Raw genomic sequence first — 23,292 nt, 5'->3', positions numbered from 1 at the left:
GCGCGGCCAGTAGGCCGCGCCTTGTTGTTTGGAGGAATCGTCCTCCAAATCGCGCGCCATCTGGTCGCGGTTGGCGTGTGTTCATTCAGACTGGAATCAACATCATGACTTACGAAATTTCTGCTCAAGCTCGCGAATTGCAGGGCACTGGTGCGAGCCGCCGCCTGCGCAAAGCGGGCCAGCTGCCTGGCATCGTCTACGGCGGCAACAAGGAGCCCAAGGCGATCGTGCTCGACCACAACAGCATGTACTACCAGCTGCAGGAAGAAGCGTTCCACACCGCCCTCGTCAAGCTGACCGTGGGCAGCGAAACCGAACAGGTGCTGGTGCGCAATGTGCAGTACCACCCGTTCCGTCAACTGGTGCTGCACGTGGACTTCCAGCGCGTGGACGACAACACCAAGGTCGAACTGAAGGTACCGCTGCACTTCGTCAACGGCGATCTCGCACCGGGCGTGAAGCTGCAAGGCGGCTCGATCAGCCACATCCTGAACGAGGTGCTGGTGCGCTGCGTGGCCACCAAGCTGCCCGACTTCATCGAAGTGGACCTGGGCAACCTGGATGCCACCCACGGTTCGGTCCACCTGTCCGATCTGAAGCTGCCCGAAGGCGTCGAGCTGATGTCGCTGGTGCGCGGCGAGAATCTGGCAGTGGCCAATCTGAACGGCGCCAAGGCCACCGCCGAGTAAGCGGTTCCGCCACACAGGCATACAAAAAGCCGGCCATTGGCCGGCTTTTTGTATGGTCACGCAGTTGTTGCTCAGTGCCCGGCGCGCTTCAATGCACCGGCAACGGCACGCTGCCCCGCGTCGGCCGCGCCCCGGTGTCCGGAGCGGCGCAGCGCCGTGAGCCAGTCCTCCACCAGGGCTTCGAGCCCGGGGCCGTCCCGCAGCGCGGCAAAGCGCTCGTCCAGCTTGGACTCCCAACCCTTGCCGAGAAACTCGCCCGCCACCTGCAGCACGATCTGTCTGACCAGCAACAGGCGCCTGGGCGGGGGAAGCTGGTCATACAGGCCATGCACGACCGCCGCAGGCGTGCTTTCCGCGCCTTGCGGCGCAATCAGCTTGAGCTGCTCCAGCATCCTGAGCACATCGCCTGCGCCAGGCATCAGCGCGGCAAGGTCCTCGAAACTGCGGTGTCCATCGATCATGATCAACAGCTGCCGCGCCTTGGGCGGTACCTGGCCGCTGCGCGCAACCAGTTCCTGCTGGCCCAACTCGGTCTTGTAGTAGACGGTACCCATTTCACCCTCCTCATTCCCAGCGACAGGAATATCGTTACTTTAGGAGGACAGGCCCGATCTTTTCCATATTTTCTTACATTAAATGACCAAAAAACACCGTACAAACCGACAAACGGTCGAAACACGCTTGATTTCGGTCAAATAACAACGAATTTATTAAAGATTTCCGTAAGAATGAAGTCCGGAAAGAAACATGTTCACCCCGATGAAGGCAAACGTGGTGACCAGCAACCCGACCACCGACCACCACGCCAGTACGTCGCCACGCCAGCCCTTGATCAGCCGCACGTGCAGCCACGCCGCGTAGTTGAGCCAGACGATCAGCGCCCAGGTCTCCTTGGGGTCCCAGCTCCAGTAGCCACCCCACGCCTCGGCCGCCCAGAGTGCGCCGAGGATGGTGGCAATGGTGAAGAACAGAAAGCCGACTGCGATGGCCTTGTACGCCACTTCGTCAAGCGTGGCCGGCTTGGGCAGGTAGGCCTGCATGGCTCCACGGTTCAACGTCAGCAACGCCATGCCGGCCGCGGAGAAGATGAACATGCTGACGAGGCCGACCCCGGAGCCGAGGCTGGGAAACCACGTGGCCGCGTTCAGCTGGAACGCCGTGCCTGCCACCAGCAGCACGCCGGCAAACGGATACAGCATCAGCCTGGCCTGCCGGGACAGTGCCGGCGCCGGCACTGCCAGCAGCCAGGCCACGCCCAGCATGGCTGCCAGCGCGAATGCGCCGTAGCCGACGAAGTTGGCCGGCACGTGGATCTTCATCCACCACGATTGCAACGCCGGGATCAGCGGCTGGATCTCGTGCGCCTGCCGGTCGAAGCTGTACCACAGGATGAAGGCCACCGCCGCCGAGATCACCAGCAGCACGAAGGCCCCCATGGTACGGGCCTGGAACTTGGCCTCGTAATACAGATACATCAGGGCGGTGATCAGGCAGAACAGCACGAAGACTTCGTACAGATTCGATACCGGGATATGGCCCACGTCCTGCCCGATCAGGTAGCTCTCGTACCAGCGCACGAGCTTGGAGACCAGTGCAGCAGCCGCCGCGGCCCAGGTCAGGCTGGAGGCGATGGACAGCGTCGACGCCGAGCGGCGCAGCGTGCCCAGCCAATAGAGACCGGTTGCCAGGAAGAACAACACGCACATCCACATCACTGCCGATTGGCTCGACAACGCGTACTTGAGCCCGAACACACTGCCCGCCCGCGCAAGGTCGCCCTGATACAGCCCGATGCCGACGAGTGCGATGGCGCCGCACAACGGGATGAAGAGACGCATGGCCGGCCAGAACCAGCCGAACCAGATCAGGCCGGCGATGGTGCTGAGCAGGATGCCCTGCTCGTAGTAATCCATGAATTCGCGGTAGCGTCCGAGTGCGAACAGACCGGCCAGCAGCACCAGCAGGGCAAATACGAAGTCAAGGGGGCGCTTGCGAAGACTAAGTGCGTGCATCGGGTGGATCCTCGTGGGAGGGGTCGGGCAACAACGCGGCCCGCATCCGGGCAAAAGCGCGATCCAGCTCACTGTCGTGCCGGCTGGCGGTCATTGCCAGCAAGGTGCGGCCGTTGCCGACACGCAGCCAGAGGCGTTCCTCGCGCAGATAGAACATGCAGTAGATGCCGATCACCAGCAGCAGGCATCCCAGATAGACAATGGACTGCCCCGGCGCGCGGGCGATTTGGAAGCCGCTTGCCTGGATCTCCTCGAATCCGGTGGGCTGCAGATAGACGGGCGCGCCGTAGTCGAACAGGGCGCTGGTCGCAACCAGGCCATCGATCAGGAAACGGAAGCGGGCCGCATCCATCTCCAGGCGTGGCAGACCGGCGCGTTCCTGTGCAAGGTCCAGCGCATCGACGGCCGCGCCCTGCAGGATCTTCAAATAGGTCTGGGTCACGCTCTGGCGCTGGTCCTCGGGCACCTTGGCCTGCTGCAGGAAGCGGTCCAGCGCAGGAAAGCCGCCGCCACCGAACTGGGCAAGCAGGTTGAGCGTGACCGCCTGGAACTGCTCGCGCCGACCGGCCGAGAAACCGCCTTCCTGGAACGCCTTGCCCGCGGTACGCCGGGCGATCTCGGGATAGGCGGCCGGGTCCAGCAACACGGCGCGCAGCCGCATGAATGTTTCGGGGCTGGCGGCGGCATCCAGCGGGATGCGCACGAACGCGAAATCGGCCGAGAGCTCGCGCCGCATGCCGCTGAGCAGGTAGAGCGCATTGTTCTCGGAGAAAGGGGCGAGATAATTGAGGTATTCCACTGCCTGGCCACCCTGGTCGCGCAGCTTGAACTGCACCGAGGGTCCGAGGTTGCGCAGGTTGTGCTCGGGCTTGACCGACTGCACCGCCGCAAGGGCCTGCTCGAAGCGGCTGACCGCCACGGTCGAGGTCTGTGATTGCGTGCGCCCCATGTTCTCGATATTGAACACCCGCAGATCGCCCAGCTCGAGCGTGTAGCGCTGCGCACCGGCGGTCAGCACCTGGCTGGATTGCGAACGCGCGTCGAGGCGGTGCGGGCTTGCACCCTCACCCAATGGCCACGCATTGAAGGTCAGGGGCGAGCCACCGTCGCCGAAGCTGGCCTGATAGATGGCCACGCCATCGTGGATCAGCGGCTTGTTCACTTCCACGGTCGCGCTTTTGAGCACCTTGCCGGAAGCACGATCGAGCACCTCCACGTCCGAGGCGAAACGCTTGGGTTGCCCGGTACTGTAGTGCTCGACATGAAACTGCTTCAGACGCAGCGCGAACGGCAGCTCCTGGACAAAGTAACCCTGGCCGGCGTTGAGGAAGATCACGTCGGCAGTGGCGTCTTCCGGGATGGTGACATTGCCGCGAAACGCAAGATTGTCGGCGCCAAGGCGGCTGTGCGCCGGCACCTGGCTTTGCGGCACGTCGCGCGTCTCGGGCACTTTGCTGCCGGTCAGCTCCCGCAGCTTCAACGGCAGATTGCCATCGAGCAGACCACCGACACAGATCACCACAATGGCGGCATGGGCAAAGAAATAGCCCAACCGCTGCCCCACACCCTTTTTTGCCGCCAGCAGCCTGACACCGTCCGTCTCGCGCAGCCGGAAGCGGAATCCAGCTTCCTTGAGTGCCGCCGACGCCCGCTCAAGGTCGGTCTCGCCATCCACCTCGGCGTGATGCCCCATCAGCCGCAGCGAATTGAGACTGGCATGCTCCCGGAAATGCCGGATATCGCGCAGCATGCCCGGCAGATGCCGCCAGATGCACAGCGACACCGACAGCACCAGGAAGACCAGGATCAGCAAGAACCAGCCGGCGTGGTAGACATCGAAGAGGCCAAGCGGCTCGAAAAAACGGAACCAGAATTCGCCGAATTCGATGCGGTAATTGACGTAAGGCTCGTTCTGCTTGAGTACCGTGCCGATCACGGAAGCAATGGCGAGCACGGTGAGCAGCCCGACGGCAAAACGCATTGACGAGAACAGATCGAACAACGCGCGGCCGAACGGGACGTGTGAGAGGCGTTTTTGGGTCATACCAGTGCAAAAGGGGCGTTGCCGCCCCTTGGTGCCAAGCTGCCCCGAATGGTTCCGCGGCAGGCCCGTATATCAGTGTGGTGAACGGTCAGTGCAGTGCCTGGATGTACTCGGACACCGCCTTGATCTCCTGATCGGACAGCTTGGCCGACACTTGCGACATCACCGGATTGTTGGCGCGCTCACCGGAACGGAAGGCCTTGAGCTGCGCCTCGGTATAGGCGGCGTGCTGCCCACCCACCCGTGGATACTGGGCCGGGATCCCGACGCCGTTGGGGCTATGGCAGGCCATACAGGCAGGTACACCCTTGGCCGCGATGCCACCGCGGTAGATCTTGCGACCGGCCTCGATCAGGGCCTTGTCGGAAGCACCCTTGGCCTTGGCCGTCTGCTTGGAGAAGTGGGCGGCGACATTGCGCATGTCGTCGGGCCCCATCTGCGCGGCAATCGGGTTCATCACCGGGCTCTTGCGGGCCTGGCTCTTGAATTCGACCAACTGCTTGTAGATGTACTCGGGGTGCTGACCGGCGAGGCTGGGATTGGCCGAGGCGACGCTGTTGCCATCGGCGCCATGACAGGCCGCACAGTATTGCTCGACGATCTGCTTGCCCCTTGCCGGATCGGCCTTGTTCGCGGCAAAGACGGTCGGGCTGATCATCACCAGCGCTGCAAGCGTTGCGACCACAGGCGCATTGCGCATAAGTTTGCTCCCTCTTGCGATGCTATATCGGCCTTGTCGGTCGGCCGGCTTACGATCAAATCCTGGTATTCTATACGAAGACTTTTTAGCTAACCACACACCATGTCCCTGTTTCGCGGCCTGAAGTTTCTCACCACCGTCAACGACTTGCGGCAATTGCCGCAAGAAGGACTGGAAGTGGCTTTCGCCGGACGCTCCAATGCTGGAAAGTCCAGTGCGATCAATACCTTGGCGGATCACACCCGCCTTGCCTTCGTCTCCAAGACGCCGGGGCGCACCCAGCACATCAACTACTTTGATTTCGGCGGCGACCGACGGCTGGTCGATCTGCCCGGCTACGGCTATGCCGAAGTGCCGGCCGCCGTGCGTGCGCACTGGGAAAAGCTGCTCGGGCAGTACCTGATGACGCGGCAGAACCTGATCGGGCTGGTCTTGATCATGGACGCCCGGCGTCCCCTGACCGAGCGGGACCGCAATATGCTCGACTGGTTTAGACCGACTGGCAAGCCGGTGCACTGTCTTTTGACCAAGGCGGATAAGTTGAGCCGACAGGCGCAGACGGCAGCACTACGTGCGGTGGAAAAGGAATTCGAGGAGGATTCGCTGATCACCGTGCAATTGTTCTCCAGCCTCAAGAAGCAGGGCGTGGAGACCATCGAGGAGATCGTGGGCGGCTGGTTTTCTGCCGTTGAATACCAGTCGACAGGCGGCCTATAGACTGGCTTGAACTTTCTTATCCGATTCCTATCTTAATAGTCAGGTGCGCCCCTGCACCTCCCGCTTTTCCTCCCTGAGCGGGTGCCTCGGCAGCATGCCGGGGCTGTTATACCCCGGTCATTCTCCCCTTGGACCGGGGTTTCTTTTTTTCCAGCGGGCGTGACAGCACCGCGCCGCTACAACCCCAGCCTTCGGCAGACGGTCGCGACCGCGCCCGATGCATTCAGCGTGTAGAAGTGCAGGCCCGGTGCGCCGCCGGCCAGCAGCCGGTCGCACAGTTCGGTGACCACGTCGAGCCCATAGGCACGGATGGCCGCCGCGTCGTCGCCAAACGAGGCCAGGCGCAGCCTGAGCCAGCGCGGGATCTCGGCGCCGCACATTTCCGAGAAGCGCGAGAGCTGGCTGAAATTCTGGATCGGCATGATGCCCGGATAGATCGGGACAGTGACGCCGCGTGCGCGTACCTCGTCGACGAAACGGAAGTACGCGTCGGGGTTGAAGAAGTACTGTGTGATCGCGGCATCGGCACCGGCGTTGACCTTGGCCACGAAGTTGCGCAGATCGGCCTCGGCGCTTGCCGCCTGCGGATGGTATTCCGGGTAGGCGGCCACTTCGATGCGGAACCAGTCGCCATGCTGCTGCCGGATGAAGGCGACCAGCTCGTTGGCGTAGCGGAATTCGCCGACATCGACCATGCCGGATGGGATGTCGCCGCGCAGCGCGACGATGCGGCGGATGCCGTGTTCCCGGTAGTCGGCCAGCAGCGCGGCAATGGCTTCGCGGGTCGAGCCGATGCACGACAGGTGCGGCGCTGCGTCGAAGCCATCGTGCCGGATCTCCAGCACCGCGGTGCGCGTGCCTTCCTGCGTGGTGCCGCCCGCACCGAAGGTCACCGAAAAGAATTCGGGTTTGAACTGCGCCAGCGCCTGCCGCGTGCTGCGCAGCTTTTCCACGCCTTCCTGCGTCTTGGGCGGGAAGAACTCGAAGCTGATATGGGCGCGCGCCTGCGGCGCCAGGTGTGAGGTGTCAGGTGTCGTCATTCGTTGCATCCCGATCCGAGCCAGGTACGGCACGGGAGTGGCTCGTCACCCCGCGCCGCGCCGCCCGGATCAATAACGGTAGTGGGCCGGCTTGTACGGGCCGTTCTTGGGCACGCCGATATACGCGGCCTGCTGATCGGTCAGCGTGGTCAGCCTGGCGCCGATCTTCTTCAGGTGCAGGCGGGCGACCATTTCGTCGAGCTCCTTGGGCAGCACGTAGACGCCGATCGGGTACTGGTCGCGCTTGCTGAAGAGCTCGATCTGCGCCAGCGTCTGATTGGCGAACGAATTGGACATCACGAAGCTCGGGTGGCCGGTGGCGCAGCCGAGGTTCACCAGCCGCCCTTCGGCCAGCAGGATGATGCGCTTGCCGTCCGGGAACACGATGTGGTCCACCTGCGGCTTGATGTTGTCCCATTGATACTGGCGCAGGCTCGCCACCTCGATCTCGCTGTCGAAGTGGCCGATGTTGCAGACGATGGCGTTGTGCCGCATCGCCTTCATGTGCTCATGCGTGATCACCGAGACGTTGCCGGTGGTGGTGACGAAGATGTCGCCCTGGCCGGCCACGTCGTCCATCGTCACCACGCGGTAGCCTTCCATGGCGGCCTGCAGTGCGCAGATCGGGTCGATCTCGGTCACCCACACTGTGGCGCCAAGGCCGCGCAGGCTTTGCGCGCAGCCCTTGCCCACATCGCCGTAGCCCAGCACCACGGCGATCTTGCCGGCGATCATCACGTCGGTGGCGCGTTTGATGCCATCGACCAGCGATTCGCGGCAGCCGTACAGATTGTCGAACTTGCTCTTGGTGACCGAGTCGTTGACGTTGATCGCCGGGAACGCAAGCTTGCCCTGCTCGTGCATCTGATAAAGGCGGTGCACGCCGGTGGTGGTCTCCTCGGTCACGCCCAGGATCCTGGACAGCCGGGTGGAATACCAGGTCGGGTCCTTGGCCAGCTGCGCCTTGATCGCGGCATACAGCACGGTCTCTTCTTCATTGGCCGGATCGCCGAGCACCGAGCGGTCCTGCTCGGCGCGCGCGCCCAGATGCAGCAGCAAGGTGGCATCGCCGCCATCGTCCAGGATCATGTTGGCGTACTGCCCGTCGCCCCATTCGAAGATACGGTGGGTGAACTGCCAGTACTCCTCCAGCGATTCACCCTTGTAGGCGAACACGGGGATGCCGGCGGCGGCGATGGCGGCAGCGGCATGGTCCTGGGTAGAGAAGATGTTGCACGACGCCCAGCGCACCTCGGCACCGAGGGCAATCAGCGTTTCGATCAGTACGCCGGTCTGGATGGTCATATGCAGGCTGCCGGCGATCCGGGCGCCCTTCAGGGGCTGCCGCGCGGCGTATTCGTCGCGCACGGCCATCAGGCCCGGCATCTCGGTCTCGGCGATATTGAGTTCTTTGCGGCCCCAGGCGGCAAGGGAGAGATCGGCAACGTTGAAATCGTTGAAATCGTTGCAGTCGTTGAAGTCGGCCACGGCAATGCTCCATGTGTGGCCGGGAAGGGCGCTACCCACCTGTGCGCCCCGTGCCCGGCACGGGTTGATCAGGTGAGCGTCGTTGTGCCGCGGCGAACGCCGCAGCCGGATCAGTCCAAGCCTGGGGGGCCATGCCGCCTCGCAACGCTCCTCGGACTGAAACCGGATGATAACCAAAGCGCCGCCGGTTGCCGAGCCCGATGGCGCGAACGGCCGGCCCTGCTTTGCGCCTCCCGCTGACAGTGTTGTGCTGCGCTGTCCTACAGCGGCTTCTGGCATGCCGGATTAAGTTAGACGGGTATCGGGACCCATAGGAGAGATGCACCATGTTCACCAAAGCACTGATGGCCGCCGGCACGCTGGCGTTGATCCTCGGCATGCCGGTCCATGCCACCGGCGAGACCGCGCCCGAGCAGGCCGACGGCGACACCAAGACCAACGCGCAGCAGGCCAACCAGAACAAGAAGTCGCCCGCCGAGCGGCGCGCGGCAATCCGTGCCATGGCACGGGAATCGCTGAACGAGATCTACGGCAAGCATCCGCAGGCGAAGGAACAGATCCAGAAGGCGGCAGGCTACGCGGTGTTCAACACCGGCAGCGTGCAGGTGCTGTTCCTGGGCGCCGGCGGCGGCGAAGGCGTGGCGGTGAGCGGCGGCAAGGAGACCTTCATGGGCGTGGCGCAGGCCAAGGCCGGTCTCGGGCTGGGTGCCAAGAACTCCCGGCTGGTGCTGGTGTTCACCGACAAGGCCACCTACGACAAGTTCGTGAACAAGGGCTGGGTGTTCGAGGGCCAGGGCACGGCAGCGGCCAAGGCGGGCGACACCGGCGGCGCCATTGCCGGCGCCGCGCTGATCGCCCCCAAGGTCTATGCCTACCAGTTCACCGAGCACGGTCTGACCGCCGAGGTCACCGTGGCGGGCAGCAAGTACTTCCGGGACAAGGAACTCAACCAGGGCAAATGACGCCCCGTCCCCCTCCCGCCAACCCGGCCCCGGCCGGGTTTTGTTTTGGGTGGCAGGCACGGAGCGGGCACCCGGCAGCGGCCCGATCCAGGGCACTGCGTGGAGCCGGAGCGACCGGATGCGGTAGCGGCAGCCGCACCCGATCGCTCACTGCATCACCGCCGGTTGCCCGGTTTCGCGCGGCTGCGAAAGCGCCGTCCCCGGCACCGCGCGTACGCAGAAGTTCTCCAGCTTCACCAGCACCTCGCCGCTGTCGCTCAACAGCCGGATATCGAACTGCCTGAGCTGCGGCGCCATCGATTGGGTACCGACAGGCGTGACCCAGGCGTAGCAGGCCTGCGGCAGCGGCCGCAGGATGTGCACCCGGTCCAGCGCGAACGGCAGGTAGGCGGTGTCGGGATCGGCGCCTGCGGCCATGCCGAGCACGGTCTGCAGCGCGCCATCGATCAGGCACGGATGCAGCACGTACTGCTCGAACCCCGGCTGCAGCAGCGCCGGCAGCCGCAGCCGCGAGAGCGCGAACCCCTCGCCGACGTGCAGCGCCTCGATGCTCTGGAACGCCGGCCCATAGTGCAGGCCGAGCCCGGCCAGTTGCCGGTAGCACGCGGCCCCGGGGTGCACCGTGTGGGCGCGTTGCATCAGCACCTCGGGTTGGCAGGCCGGCTCTGCGATGCCGGCCGCGCCGTAGCACAGCCGCCCTTCCGCGTGCAGCACGCGCTCGTTCTCGTCGTCGAACGACACGATGGCGTACTGCGCCTGGGCGCCATCGGGCTTGAGCAGGGTCATGATCTGGCGGGGCGAGGCGTCCAGCCTGAGCGGCTGCGCCCAGACGATGTCCTCGATACGCGCCACCGGTGCTTCGCCGGCGATGGCCCCGACCACGCAGGCGATCTCGAGGAAGCCTGCGCCCGGGAACAGCGGTGCGCCGTTTACCTGGTGGTCGCGCCCGTAGTACTCGGAGCCCGCCAGCAACGAGGCGAAGCGCACCTGGTGCAGCGTGGAGACATTGCCGTCGACCAGCGGATGCAGGCGCGCGGCCGCCGCGGGGGTCACTGCAGGCGGCACCGGCATGTCGGACACCCAGTAGCGCTCCTTGGCGAACGGATAGGTGGGCAGCGGCAGCCGGGCGGGGTGATGCGCACCGTGGCAGTCGTCCCAGTCGATCTCAACCCCTGCCACCCAGCGCTGCGCCAGCGCCTCCAGCGCGTCCTGCACGAACAGCGTCTTCATCTGGGCGCGCTCGTCCTGCCGCGACGCGCTCCGGGCACGGTGGGGCTCGACGCGGCCCAGCAGCATGCCCGGTACCGCTTCGCCAGCGGCAAACGAGGCCAGCGCCGCCAGCAATGCCGCGCCATCCGGCACCACCACCGCCAGCCGCTGCGCCATCGCTTCGCGACCGGCCTGCAGCGTGTAGGCCAGCCGCGCCAGATCGATACCGGGCTGCGCCACCAGGTGCGCCTGCAACTGTGCCGCGCTGTGCCGCAGCCGCGCGTCATCGCGTGCCGACAGCACGATCAGCTGCGGCCCGGCCGCCGGCTCGCCGGTTGCCGCCGGTGCCACGTATTCCTGCAGGATCAGGCAGGCGTTGACGCCGCCCGCGCCGAAGGAATTGATCAGCGCGCGGCGCGGCACGCCCGACTGCGCGGGCCAGGGCGTGAGCGCGTGCTGCAGGTAGAACGGCGAGTTCTCGAAATCGATGTTGGGGTTGACCTGTTCGGAGTGGATGGTCGGCGCGATCTGCCGGTGCTTGAACTGCAACAGGATCTTGGCCACCCCGGCGATGCCGGCCGCCGACTCGGCGTGCCCGACGTTGGCCTTCACCGCGCCCAGCGGACAGTAGCGCCGCTTTTGCGTGTGCTTGCGGAACGCCTGCGTCATCGACACCACCTCCAGGCTGTCGCCCAGCTGCGTGCCGGTGCCGTGCCCTTCGACATAGCCGATGGATTCGGCATCGACTCCCGCCTTGTCCAGCGCCTGCTCGATCAGGCGCGCCTGCGAATTGGGATTGGGCGCGGCATAGCCGTTGGAGCGGCCGCTGTGCTCGCACACGCTGGCGGCCAGCACACCGTAGATGTGGTCGCGCTCGGCGATCGCGCGCGACAGCGGCTTGAGCACCAGCGCACCGACGCCCTCGCCCGGGATGAAGCCGTCGTCGCCGTCGCCGAAGCTGCGGCACTTGCCGTCCAGCGCCAGCATGCCGCGGCGGCACAGCGACTGGTACTTGGCCGGATGCAGATACAGATTGACCCCGCCGGCGATGGCCACCTGGCATTCCTGCTGCTTCAGGCTCTCGCACGCGAAGTGGATCGCCACCAGCGACGACGAGCAGGCGGTGTCCACCGGCATGCTGGGGCCCTGGAAGTCGAAGAAGTACGACACCCGGTTGGCGATGGACCACGGCAGCGAGCCCGGCGCCTGCACGCTGCCTTGCGCGGTCTGCGAACCCAGCAGCTGATAGGAGTTGGTGGTCACGCCGACGAACACGCCCACGTCGGCGCTGCGGGCCTTGGGATAGCGTCTCTTCAGGCTGTCGCGGGTGTAGCCGGCGTCTTCGATCGCCGCCCAGACCGACTGGATGAACAACCGCTCCTGCGGGTCGATCAGGCGCGCCTCGTCGGGCGCGATGCCGAAGAACGCGGCGTCGAACTTGTCCACGTCCTCCAGGAAGCCGCCCCACTGGCAGTAGATCTTGCCCTGCCGCGCCTGCTCGGGGTCCGGGTCGAAGAACGCGTCCGCGTCCCAGCGGCTGTCCGGCACGCGGGTGACGAGGTCGCGCCCCTCGCTCAGGTTGCGCCAGTACTGTTCCAGCGATTCGGCACCGGGGAAGTGGCCGTGCAGGCCGATGATGGCGATGTCCTCGTGCGGCGGCAGCGCGTCGGTGGGCACCGCCACGGCCACCGCGGCGGATGGGGCTGGTGCCGCGGGTTGCGGCGCGGCCGCCGGCTGCCCGGCATCGCCCAGATGCCGCACCAGCGCCGGCCGGGCCTCCCGGGCCAGATAGCCGGCCAGCTCGGCGATGGTGGCGTATTCGTAGAGCAGCGTCTTGGGCAGCTCGCCCAGGTCCTGCTCCAGCCGGGCATTGATGCGGCCGACCATCATCGAATCGACGCCGAAGTCGTCGAACCGCGCCTCGGCGTCGATGCGCTCGACCGCCAGCCTGATCTCGGCGCCGAGCAGCGCCTTCAGGTAGTGCTCGGCCGCCTGGTGCAGCGATGCCGGCGCCATCGGCGGCGCCGCCGCCGGCGGCGATGCCGCACCCGCGTCGTCGCGCTCCACGTAGGCCGCGATCCGCGCCGGCTCGCCATACAGCACGATGCCATGCGCCTCGGGGGCGCGCAGCAGCGTTTCCCAGGCCACCAGGCCCTCGGCACTGGGCAGCGCGGCCATGCCGGTGCGCTGCGCCATCCGCGCCAGATCGTCCGGCGCGATGCGCATCCCGCCTTCCGCCCAGAACGGCCAGCCGATCGACAGCGTCCTGCCGCTGCGCGCCCCCGCCGCCACCTGCGCCTGCCGCGCCTGCGCAAACGCATCCAGGAAGCGGTTGGCGTAGCCATAGTCGGCCTGCCCGGGATTGCCGAGCGCGCCGGCCACCGACGAGAACAGCACGAAAAGATCGAGGTCCGTCGCCTGCGTCGCCCGGTCCAGGTTGAGCGTGCCGGCCACCTTGGCGGCGAGCACGTCCACCATCTCGGCGCGGGTCTTGTTCAGGATGTAGGCGTCGCGATGCACCCCTGCGGCGTGGATCACGCCGTCAAGCCGGCCGAAACGCGCCGTGGCCTCGCGCACCAGCATCTCGGCCTGGGCCGCGTCGGCCACGTCGGCCTGCAGATAGACCGGCTCGCCACCGTGGCGGCGCAATTCGTCCAGCCTTGCCTGCAACCGGGCGTCCAGCCCGGAGCGCCCGCTCAGCACCAGCCGCGCGCGATAGCGATGCGCCAGGTGCAGGCCCAGCTGGTAGCCCAATCCACCCAGCCCGCCGGTGACCAGGTAGACGCCGCCGTGCTTGAGCGCAGCGCCAAGGTCATCTTGCGCCGGCGTGTAGCGCTCGATCCAGCGCAGTTCGCGGCGCGGTGCCGATGCGGCGGGGGCGATGCGCACCTCGCCGTCGTGCCAGTCGGCCTCGCACAGCTCGTCGAGCGCGGCGCGTGCCGTCTGCGCCGCGCTACCACCCGCGTCGACGGCCAGCACCTTCCATGCGAAACGCGGGTGTTCGAGCGCCAGGCTGCCCAGGTAGCCCGCCAGCCCGCGATGCAGCGCGCCCTGCCCGTCCAGTGCCGACGAGCCCAGCGCCACGATACGGATCGGTTGGCGCGGCTGGTGCCGGATCAGCGTCCGGCACAGTGCATGCAACGCGAACACGCCGCGGTCGAGCCGCACGGCAAGCGCCCCGGTATCGGGCACGGCCTGCACGATGGCGGCCGGCAACACCCCCCCGAGATCCGCAAGCAGCGCGGCGAAATCATCCTCGGACGCCGGATCGACGCAGTAGGTATATGGACCGAGCCGCCGGTAGCCAGCGGCATAGTGCACCACGACCACCGGCGCGCCGGTGCGCCGTGTCGCCTCGGCCAGCAGCGCCTCATCGGCGCCCAGGCACCACAACGGACCGGCCGCGCCCGGATCGCTGCCGGTGCCGGCCGGCATGGCGGACTGCCAGCGCTCGCGGTAGTAGACCAGTTGCCCCGGTGCAGGCGGCGCGGCCAGGGGCCGGGTGTCGAGCCAGTAGCGCTCGCGCTCGAATGGATAGGTGGGCAGCGCAGTGCGCCGGGGGCGCGTCTCGCGCGCCAGCTGCGCGAAGTCGATCTCGCCGCCGGCAACCCAGCACTCGGCCAGCCCTGCCAGATCGCGCTGTGCCAGCAGGCGCCCCACCGCCGCGTCGTCCACCGCCACCGGCCGCGCCGGCCGTGCCCCGCCGTCGTACACCCCTTGCGGCAGCGCTGCGTCCATCCCTGTGCGCACCTGCTGCAGCCACTGCCGCAGCGTTCCGCGCAATGCCGCCGCATCGTCGGCGATCACCGCCAGCCGCAGCGGCAGCGGGGTGCGGCCGACCTGCGCCGTGAATGCGATATCGGAGAGCGGCGCCGTCGTATCGGCAAGGCAGGCCGCCATCCGCTCGGCATAGGCCAGCAACGCGGCGCGGCTTCTGGCCGACAGCACAAACAGCTCGGGCCGGGCGGGCGCCGCTGCGACCGGGGACGCGCTGCGGTATTCCTCGACGATCAGGTGGGCATTGGCGCCGCCGGCGCCGAACGAGCTGATCGCGGCGCGGCGCGGTTGCCCGGCCGGCTGCGGCCAGTCGGCCAGCGTGCGTTGCACCCGGAACGGGGTAGGCCCGAAATCGATATGCGGATTGAGCCGTTCGGCGTGCAGCGACGGCACCAGCTGTCCATGCCGCAGTTGCAGCAGCACCTTGGTCAGCGCGGCGATGCCGGCCGCCGCCTCCAGGTGGCCGATGTTGGATTTGACCGAACCGATGGCGCAGTGCCAGCCGCCGTCGGCGCCGTCGAAGGCACGCGCCAGGCCCGTGATCTCGATCGGATCGCCCAGCGCCGTGCCGGTGCCGTGGGTCTCGATATAGCCGATGCCGGCCGGATCGATGGCAGCGCGTTCGAGCGCCTCGCGGATCAGCGCCGCCTGCGCCACCGGATTGGGCACGGTATAGCCGTTGGTCTTGCCGCCGTGGTTGATGGCGCTGGCCTTGATCACGGCATGGATGACGTCGCCGTCGTCGAGCGCGCGTTGCAACGGCTTGAGCAGCACCGCACCCACGCCCTCGCCCGGCACGTAGCCGTCGCCGCCCTCGCCGAAGCTGCGGCAGCGCCCGTCGGTGGAGGCGAAGTTGCCCTGGCTCAGGCTCAGGTATTTGTGCGGATGGATCGACACGTTGACCCCGCCGGCCAGCGCCACGTCGGCCGCACCGCCGCGCAGCGCCTCGCACGCCAGGTGGATGGCGGTCAGCGACGAGGAACACATGGTGTCGAGCGCCAGGCTCGGTCCCTGGAAGTCGAAGAAGTACGAGACGCGGTTGGCGATCGAAGCGAACGATGAGCTGGGCACGCCGCCCGCGACGGGCGTGGCGCCATACAGTTCGTACTGGCCCCACATCGCGCCGACATAGACGCCGACGCGGTGGCGGGCCAGGGCCGCCTTGCCGTAGCCCGCATCCTCGATCGCCTCCCAGGCCGTCTCGATGAACAGGCGCTCCTGCGGGTCGATCAGCTCGGCCTCCTTGGGCGAGATGTTGAAGAACAGCGGGTCGAACGCGTCCACGCCGTCCAGGAAGCCGCCCCACTTGCTGTAGCTCTTGCCCGGCTGGTTGCGCGCCGGGTCGAACAGTGGTGCATGGTCCCAGCGGGCCGGCGGGATCTCGGTGATGCAATCGCGCCCTGCGGCGAGGTTGCGCCAGAACGTCGCCAGATCAGGTGCCTGCGGATAGCGGCCCGCCAGCCCGATGATGGCGATGCCGTCGTCCACCGCGCGGGTCGGCGCGGCCAGACGCAGCCTGGCCGGCAACGCACGCGGCGCCGGCGGCAGCGGCACGGCGGGCGCCGCCGCCCCGGCCAGTTCGCGCGCGATGCCGGGGAAGGCCTCGGCCAGATGACGCGCCAGTGCGGCGATGGTCTGGTACTCGAAGAACAGCGTCTTGGACAGCGAACCGAAGCGGCGCTCCAGCGCCTGCGTCAGCTTCATCGCCAGCACCGAATCCATGCCGTACTTTTCCAGCGGCGCCCTGGCGTCGACCTCATGCGCCGGCATCCGCAGCAACTCGCACAGGGTCTCGATCAGATAGCGCTGCAGCCCGGCATGCAGCTGTGCGACGTCGGCCTGCGCCCCCGCGGACGCCGCTGCCGGCACGGACGGCGGCGCCGCGGCGGCAGGGGCATGTCGGCGCGCCAGCGCGCGCTGCAGCCGCACCGCATCGCCTTGGGCCACCAGCACGTGATCGGCGTCCAGCGCCAGGGCCGCGCCGAAGGCACGCATGCCGCTGGCGGTGGCCAGCGGCGTCATGCCGGCGGCGTCGGCCAGCGCCTGCAACGCCGCGTCATCCAGCTGCATGCCGCCGTCCTGCCACAGTGGCCAGCCAACCGACAGTGTCCGGCCTTGCCTTAGGCCGGTGGCGGCGAGCCGGTTGCGATGGCCGGCGAACGCATCCATGAAGCCGTTGGCCGCCGCGTAGTCGGCCTGCCCGACATTGCCGAGCGCCGCGGCCAGCGACGAGAACAGCACCATGAAATCGAGCGGCGTGTGCTGTGTCGCCAGATCGAGGTTGAGCGTGCCGCGCACCTTGGGCGCCAACACCTGCGCGAAATCCTCGGCGCGCTTGTTGACGATCAGGCTGTCGCGCAGCATGCCGGCGCTGTGCAGCACGCCGGTCAACCGGCCGTGGCGGCCCATGAGGTCGGCCACCAGCGCCTCGACCGCACCCAGGTCCTCCAGGTCGAGCCGGTGATAGGCAAGCCGCCCCGGTGCCAGCCCGCGTGCCGCGCACCAGGCGTCCAGCCCGGCACGGCGCTCGGTGGACAGCTCGGCGCGCCCGGTCAGCACCACGGTGGCGTCAGGCGTGCGTGCGACGATCTCGGCGGCGAACAGCATGCCCAGCCCGCCCAGCCCGCCGGTGATCAGATACACCCCGTCGTCGCGCCACGGCATGCTTTCGGCCACGGCCGCCGGCTGCCAGCGCCGCACCCGCGGCACGCCGGCCGCGGCCTGGATGAGGGTGTCGCCCCAGTGCGCCTGCGCCGCACGCAGCGCCTGGGCCAGCACCGCCTCATCGTCGTCGCGCCCGATCAGCACCAGTTGGCCGATCAGCGCCGGGTGCTCCAGCCGCGCGCTGTCGATCAGCCCGGCCAAGCCGGCCAGCAGCGCCGCGTCGCCGTCGTCCACCGCTACCAGCTGGAACAGCATCCGTTGGCCGGGCGTGTGGCCCGGCTGTGCGCGCAGTTGCTCGAAGCAGGCCAGCGCGGCCAGCCGGTAGCGCTCGGCGGCGTCCGGCGTGCCCGCCGGTGCGAGGCATTCGGCGTCGATGCCGGGCAATGCCGCACGCAGCCGCGCCAGATCCAGCCACGGCAGCCCGCACAGCAGCACCTGATGCCGCCCGCAGGCCGGCATCGGCAGGTCAGGCGCCGCCGGCACCTGCCACTGCGGGCAGGCCAGCAGCAGCGATGGCGCCGTCGGCTGTGCCGCGGTGCGCAGCGCCAGCCCGCGCAACGCCACACAGACACGGCCGTCCTCGTCGCACAGGTCGATATCGATCCGGCGCAGGGCGTGCCCGGTGCCGTCGGCGTAGCGCACCCAGGCCAGCAGCCGCGGCGTGCATGGCGCGGCCAGCACCGCGGCATCCAGTGCGAACGGCACCGCCGGCGCCTGCAACGGCTGCGCCGGATCGGCGAGCAGGCCCAGCGTGGCCTGCAGCGCGCTGTCGAGCAGCGCCGGGTGCAGCACGTAGCCCTCGGCGGGCGCCGCCGCCGGCAGGGCCAGCGTGGCCAGCACTTCGTCCTGCCCGCGTTCGAGCCCCACCACGCCACGCAGCGCCGGACCGTAGTGGATGCCAAGCGCCGCGAACGCCTGATAGAGCGCAGCCGGCGCCAGCGCGCCGCGCGTCATCCGCGCCCGCAGCACGGCAAGGTCGAGCGCGGCCGGGGGCGGCGCCTCGTCCAGCGTCACCTGTCCCTGGCAATGCAGCGGGCCATCATCCCCATCCGCGCCGCGCACTTCGAAATCGACGACGCTTTCGCCATGCGGCGTCAGCGCGATCCGCAACCGGGCACCACCGTCGCCGAGCACCGGCTGCGCCCAGGCCAGATGACGTATCGCCAGCTGCCGCCCGCCCGCCGTGCCGGGCAGCGCCAGTTCGACGGCGGCGCGCGCCAGCTCCAGGCAGGCCACGCCCGGCAGCATGCGCTGCGGCGCGGCGCCGGCAAGGCTGACCCGGTGGTCGCTGAAGAAGAATTCGGTGCCGCTGAAGACCGAGGCATAGCGTTGCGCGAAGAAGTCCGAGGTGTTGGCATGCAGCAGCGGATGCAGCGCAGGTGCGCGGCCGGCGGCCGAGCCCGCACTCCGGCCGATCCAGTAGCGCTCGCGGGCGAAGGGATAGGCCGGCAGGCTGACGAGCAGCCCCGGCCGGCCGGCATGAAGGCGCTGCCAATCGAGCGCGAGGCCGCGCACCCACAGCTCGGCAAGCCTGGACAGCTTGCGGCGCTCGATCCACTTGCCGATCGCCTCCTGCATGTCCTCGTCCTGGCTGAGCAACGACACCCCGTCGCCCGCGTCGGCCTGCCCGTGGAAGCAATCGTCCAGCTCGCGCTCGCCGCGCGCCCAGGCCTGCAGTTGCCGGGTCAGTCCGTCCAGCGTCTGGGCCACCAGCGCAAGCCGGCAGTCCATCGCTTCGCGCCCCAGTTGCAGCGTGTAGGCGACGGCCGCCAGGCTCAGATCGGGATGATCGGCAAGGAAGGCGGCAAGTTCGGCGGCCTTCTGCGCCAGTTGCGGTGCGGTACGCGCCGACAGCGGGATCAGCATCGCTTCCTGCGGGCCGGCGGGTGCGGCCTGCGGTGGCGTGTATTCCTCGACGATCAGGTGCGCATTGGAGCCGCCGGCACCGAACGACGAGATGCCGGCAATGCGCGGCAGCGTGCGGCCGTCGCGCACCGGGGCATCCCACGGCCGCAAGGTCTGGTTGACGGTGAACGGCGTGCTGGCGAAGTCGATATGCGGGTTGAGCCGTGCCGAGTGCAGCGACGGCACGATCTGCCGGTGCTTCAGCTGCAGCAGCACCTTGGTCAGCCCGGCGATGCCGGCCGCCGATTCGCAGTGGCCGATGTTGGACTTGGCCGAGCCGAGCGCACAGAACTGGCGCGCCGCGGTGTGGCGGCGGAACACCTGCGACAGCGCGGCGATCTCGATCGGATCGCCCAGCCGGGTGCCGGTACCGTGCGCCTCGATGTAGCTGATGTCACCGGCGTCGATGCCGCACTCGCGCAGCGCGGCGTCGATCACCCCGGCCTGCGCCTTGGGGTTGGGCACCGAATAGCCGTTGGTCTTGCCGCCGTGGTTGAGCGCGCTGGCGCGGATCACGCCGTAGATGTGGTTGCCGTCGCGCTCGGCGTCACTGAGACGCTTGAGCAGCACCACGCCGACGCCCTCGCCGGGGATGTAGCCGTCGCCGCCCTCGCCGAAGCTCTGGCAGTGCCCGTCACCCGAGATGTACTGGCCGGCGCTGAGGATCAGGTATTTGTTGGGATGGATGCTGACGTTGACCCCGCCGGCGATCGCCAACGCGGTGCGGCCGAGCCTGAGATCCTGGCATGCCAGGTGGATGGCGGTGAGCGAGGACGAGCACATGCTGTCCAGCGTCATGCTCGGGCCGTGCAGGTTGAGCAGGTACGATACCCGGTTGGCGATGCTGGCGTAGCTGACCGGCACGCCGAGGCGCCGCCCCTGCAGGCTCGCCTCGGCGCCGAACAGCTGGTACTCGCCGTACATCACGCCCACGTAGACGCCCACCTCGCCCGGTTGGCCGTGCTGTGCCGCCGCCTGCAGGCCAGCGCGGGTATAGCCCGCGTCCTCGACCGCCATCCAGGCGTGCTGCAGGAACAGCCGTTCCTGCGGATCGAGCAGCTCGGCGTCCACCGGCGGGATGTTGAAGAACAGCGGGTCGAACTCGTCCACGCCATCGATGAAGCCGCCCCACTTGCTGTAGTGCGCACCGGGCGTGCTGCGGTCCGTGCTGTAGTAATCGCGCCAGTCCCAGCGGCTGGCCGGTACCTCGACGATGCAGTCGCGGCCAGCGCGCAGGTTGTCCCAGAACGCGGCCAGGTCGCGCGCCTCGGGGTAGCGCCCGCTCAGCCCGACGATGGCGATGGGCTCGGCATGCGGCGCCGGTTGCGGCTGCGGCGACGGCTGCGGTGCGCGTGCCAGCCGGGAGCGCACCGGTGCCGGTGCCGGCGGCACCGGGCCGGCAGACTGCGCCGGTGCGGCGGTGTGGAACAGCCCTTCCAGCGCTGCCGCGTGCTCGCGCAGGAAGTAGCCGGTCAGCTCGTCGATGGTCTGGTATTCGAAGAACAGCGTCTTGGAAAGCGCGCCGAAGGTCTTTTCCAGCTGCCGCGTCAGATCCATCGCCAGGATGGAATCGATGCCGTATTTCTCCAGCGGCGCGGCAGCGTCGACCTTCTGGTACGGCAGCTTGAACAGCCCGGCGAACTGCCGGCGCAGGTAGTCGCGGGTCTGTCCGGCCAATTGCGCCGGTGCCGCCACGATCGCTTGCGCCGGTGCCGTCGCGACGGGTGCCGGTGCTGTGGCCCCGTCGCTGAACAGCGTGCGCCGGATCGCGGCCAGCTCGCCCTCGATCACCACGGTCTGCGGCTGGCCGGCGGCGAGGCTGCGCTGGAACGCCGCCATGCCGGAGGCGGTGCCGAGCGGCTGCATGCCGGTGGCGGCCCGCATCGCGTCCAGCACCGGCTGCGGCATCGGCATGCCGCCTTCCTGCCACAGCGGCCAATCGATCGACAGCGTCAGGCCGCGGCGCTCGCCGCGGGCGGCCAGCTCATTGCGGTAGTGCGCATAGCGGTCGAGAAAACCGTTGGCCGCGGCGTAGTCGGCCTGCCCCACGTTGCCCATCAGCGCGGCGCCGGACGAGAACAGCGCCAGGAAATCGAGATCCAGGTGCCGGCTCGCCAGATCCAGGTGCACCGTGCCGGCCACCTTGGGCGCCAGCACCTGGGCGACCTCGGCCGGCTTCTTCCTGGCGATCAGCTTGTCGGCGATCATGCCGGCGCAGTGCAGGATGCCATCGAGCCGGCCGTATCCGGCCTCGATCTGCCGCACCAGCGCCGCCACCGCCGCGGCATCAGTCAGCTGCAGCGGCAGGTAGGCGAGCCGGGATACGTCGGCGTCGGCCGCCAGCGCCGCCAACCGGCGCCGGGTCTTGGCGGAGGGCGCGGCGCGGCCGGTCAGGATCACCCGCGCCTGCACAGTCCGGCGCAGGATCTCGGCGGCGAAGAGCCCGCCCAGCCCGCCCAGCCCGCCGGTGACGAGATAGACGCCGCCTTCGCGGAACGCGAGTGGCGGCACCGTCTCGGCCAGCGGCTGCCAGCCCGGCACCTCACGTGCCTGCGCGCCGCGACGCACCAGCGGTGCGCCCGTGCCGGCCTCGGCGGCAAGCCAGCCGGCCAGCGTCGCCGGGTCGGTTGCCGGATCGACCAGCAGCAGCTGCGCGCGCAGCGCCGGGTGTTCGAGCGTCGCCGATTTCAGCAGCCCGGACAGCCCCAGCAGCAACCGCGCCTGCGGCGTGTCCGGCACCACCAGCTGCAGCAGCACCGGCCCGCCCTTGCCTGCACTGAGCGTGCGGACCGTCTCGAAGCAATGCAACGCCGCGGCGGTGAAGTTGCCGGCCGGATCGTCCGGCCCCTGCGGCACGACGTCGACCTGACCGCCGGGCAGCTGCTGGCGCAGCGGCGCCAGCAACCGGTCCAACCCGCACAGCAGCACCTGCTGCTGCACCGGGGCCGCCGCAGCCGTATCCGGCAGCGCGGCCGCTCGCCAGCACGGCGTGGCCAGCACCAGTCCGTGCGTGGCTTGCTGCGGCACGGCAGCGCGTGGTTCCGCCGTGCCCAGGGTGCGCGAGGCGAAGCCCTGCAGCACCGCGCATACCCGGCCGGCCTCGTCGCACAGCGTGATATCGAGCCGGGCCACCGCGCCGCTGCCGCCGACGCGCCGCACCCAGGCGTACATCTGCGGCCGGCAGCCGGCGTAGACGCGCAGCGTATCGAGCGCGAACGGCAGCGACGGCTGCTGCGGCAATGCGCCCGGGTCGCCGACCAGCCCGAGCGCGGCCTGCAGTGCGCCGTCGAGCAGGCTGGGGTGCAGCGTGAACGCCTCCAGCGTGCCGGCGACCGCCGTCGGCAACGCCAGCCTTGCCAGCGCCTCGCCTTCGCCGCGCAGCACGCGGGCCACCGGCTGGTGCGCCGGCCCGAAGCGCATGCCCATCCGGTGGTAGACGGCATACACCGCCTGTGCATCCAGCTCACCGGCCTGCATCCGGCGCCCGAGCGCCGGCAGATCGAGCGGCGGCGGCGCCTCGCCGGCAAAGGCGGCCAGGCCGCGGCAGTGCAGTTCCTCCCCCTGCCCGGCCAGGCTGCGGATCTCGAACTCGACCGGGGTGTCGGCAACGCCGTCGCCGGCCGGGCGCAGCTCGATGAACACCTCGGTGCGCGCATCGACCACCAGTGGCTTGAGCCAGACCACGTCGCTCAGCTGTACCGCATCCGTCCCGCCGTGCCCGGGCAGGGCGTCGACCAGGGCGGCGCGCGCCATCTCCAGATAGGCCACGCCGGGCAGCACCGGCAGCGGCGCGCCGCTGCCAGTGGCGACGCGGTGACCGTCCAGGAAGAACTCGTCGCCGCCGAACGAGGCCGCGTAGCGCTGCCGCGCCAGGTCGGAGGCGTTGCGGTGCAGCAGCGGGTGCAGCGGTGGTGCCGCGCCATCGCGGCCGCGCCCCGAGAACTGCCGGATCAGGTCGAGCGCGTCCTGCCGGGAGAGCCGGGCGCTTTTCAGTTCGGCAACGATGTATTCAACGAAATCGATCATGGTGGACTCTGGGTGCCGCCGATGCCGCCCAGTGGGCGGACATCGGCTTTCGGGTCGGG

General features: G+C 68.5%; 10 protein-coding genes and 1 riboswitch. Of the genes, 3 read left to right on the top strand and 7 right to left on the bottom strand.

Annotation, left to right across the window (positions count from 1 at the left end):
• Positions 1-104: 104 nt before the first annotated feature.
• Positions 105-689 carry a 50S ribosomal protein L25/general stress protein Ctc gene (locus N8I74_RS03835; protein ID WP_263125601.1) on the top strand — a complete coding sequence of 195 codons (585 nt, stop codon included), beginning with the start codon at positions 105-107 and terminating at the stop codon, positions 687-689.
• A gap of 71 nt (positions 690-760) precedes the next feature.
• Here the strand turns inward: N8I74_RS03835 and N8I74_RS03830 are convergent, their stop codons facing one another.
• The 4 genes from N8I74_RS03830 to N8I74_RS03815 all read right to left on the bottom strand — a co-directional run bounded on the left by N8I74_RS03830 (position 761) and on the right by N8I74_RS03815 (position 5,445).
• Entirely contained in the window at positions 761-1,243 is a 483-nt protein-coding gene (locus tag N8I74_RS03830; RefSeq protein WP_263125600.1) for a hypothetical protein, read from the bottom strand.
• A gap of 156 nt (positions 1,244-1,399) precedes the next feature.
• Positions 1,400-2,701 carry a c-type cytochrome biogenesis protein CcsB gene (gene ccsB / locus N8I74_RS03825; RefSeq protein ID WP_263125599.1) on the bottom strand — a complete coding sequence of 434 codons (1,302 nt, stop codon included), beginning with the start codon at positions 2,699-2,701 and terminating at the stop codon, positions 1,400-1,402.
• The gene (locus N8I74_RS03820; protein ID WP_263125598.1) at positions 2,688-4,745 is read right to left on the bottom strand and encodes a cytochrome c biogenesis protein ResB; all 2,058 of its coding nucleotides are present in this window, start codon (positions 4,743-4,745) and stop codon (positions 2,688-2,690) included. Before N8I74_RS03820 ends, ccsB begins: the two co-directional genes overlap by 14 nt.
• An 88-nt stretch (positions 4,746-4,833) precedes the next feature.
• Positions 4,834-5,445 carry a c-type cytochrome gene (locus tag N8I74_RS03815; protein WP_263125597.1) on the bottom strand — a complete coding sequence of 204 codons (612 nt, stop codon included), beginning with the start codon at positions 5,443-5,445 and terminating at the stop codon, positions 4,834-4,836.
• A gap of 102 nt (positions 5,446-5,547) precedes the next feature.
• Here N8I74_RS03815 and yihA point away from each other — a divergent pair, with 102 nt between their 5' ends.
• Positions 5,548-6,162, top strand: coding sequence for a ribosome biogenesis GTP-binding protein YihA/YsxC (yihA, locus tag N8I74_RS03810; protein WP_263125596.1), 615 nt, complete (start codon positions 5,548-5,550; stop codon positions 6,160-6,162).
• 176 nt (positions 6,163-6,338) lie between these two features.
• Here yihA and metF read toward each other — a convergent pair whose 3' ends face one another.
• Together metF and ahcY are read right to left on the bottom strand one after the other, a co-directional pair.
• On the bottom strand, positions 6,339-7,202 hold the full coding sequence (metF, locus tag N8I74_RS03805; protein ID WP_263125595.1) for a methylenetetrahydrofolate reductase [NAD(P)H]: 864 nt from the start codon (positions 7,200-7,202) through the stop codon (positions 6,339-6,341).
• Positions 7,203-7,271: 69 nt separating this feature from the next.
• A complete protein-coding gene (ahcY, locus tag N8I74_RS03800) occupies positions 7,272-8,690 on the bottom strand; it encodes an adenosylhomocysteinase (RefSeq protein ID WP_263125594.1) in 1,419 nt (472 codons plus the stop codon).
• Positions 8,691-8,757: 67 nt separating this feature from the next.
• Positions 8,758-8,849, bottom strand: a riboswitch (S-adenosyl-L-homocysteine riboswitch).
• A gap of 167 nt (positions 8,850-9,016) precedes the next feature.
• Between ahcY and N8I74_RS03795 the strand changes: the two genes are divergently transcribed.
• Positions 9,017-9,652: a YSC84-related protein gene (locus N8I74_RS03795; RefSeq protein ID WP_263125593.1), complete on the top strand. Its 636-nt coding sequence runs from the start codon at positions 9,017-9,019 to the stop codon at positions 9,650-9,652.
• A 147-nt stretch (positions 9,653-9,799) separates the two neighbouring features.
• On the opposite strand, the gene N8I74_RS03790 is transcribed toward N8I74_RS03795, so the two are convergent.
• The gene (locus tag N8I74_RS03790) at positions 9,800-23,233 is read right to left on the bottom strand and encodes an SDR family NAD(P)-dependent oxidoreductase (RefSeq protein ID WP_263125592.1); all 13,434 of its coding nucleotides are present in this window, start codon (positions 23,231-23,233) and stop codon (positions 9,800-9,802) included.
• Between the last annotated feature and the right edge of the window lie 59 nt (positions 23,234-23,292).

It is taken from the genome of Chitiniphilus purpureus (genome assembly GCF_025642115.1).
GTDB lineage: Bacteria > Pseudomonadota > Gammaproteobacteria > Burkholderiales > Chitinibacteraceae > Chitiniphilus > Chitiniphilus purpureus.
This window is presented reverse-complemented; position numbering and strand designations above follow the sequence as displayed.

What these genes read in the sequence shown, in the direction of transcription:
- N8I74_RS03835 (WP_263125601.1), top strand. Translation starts at nt 105, where the DNA reads ATGACTTACGAAATTTCTGCTCAAGCTCGCGAATTGCAGGGCACTGGT.
- N8I74_RS03830 (WP_263125600.1), bottom strand. Translation starts at nt 1,243, where the DNA reads ATGGGTACCGTCTACTACAAGACCGAGTTGGGCCAGCAGGAACTGGTT.
- ccsB (WP_263125599.1), bottom strand. Translation starts at nt 2,701, where the DNA reads ATGCACGCACTTAGTCTTCGCAAGCGCCCCCTTGACTTCGTATTTGCC.
- N8I74_RS03820 (WP_263125598.1), bottom strand. Translation starts at nt 4,745, where the DNA reads ATGACCCAAAAACGCCTCTCACACGTCCCGTTCGGCCGCGCGTTGTTC.
- N8I74_RS03815 (WP_263125597.1), bottom strand. Translation starts at nt 5,445, where the DNA reads ATGCGCAATGCGCCTGTGGTCGCAACGCTTGCAGCGCTGGTGATGATC.
- yihA (WP_263125596.1), top strand. Translation starts at nt 5,548, where the DNA reads ATGTCCCTGTTTCGCGGCCTGAAGTTTCTCACCACCGTCAACGACTTG.
- metF (WP_263125595.1), bottom strand. Translation starts at nt 7,202, where the DNA reads ATGACGACACCTGACACCTCACACCTGGCGCCGCAGGCGCGCGCCCAT.
- N8I74_RS03795 (WP_263125593.1), top strand. Translation starts at nt 9,017, where the DNA reads ATGTTCACCAAAGCACTGATGGCCGCCGGCACGCTGGCGTTGATCCTC.
- N8I74_RS03790 (WP_263125592.1), bottom strand. Translation starts at nt 23,233, where the DNA reads ATGATCGATTTCGTTGAATACATCGTTGCCGAACTGAAAAGCGCCCGG.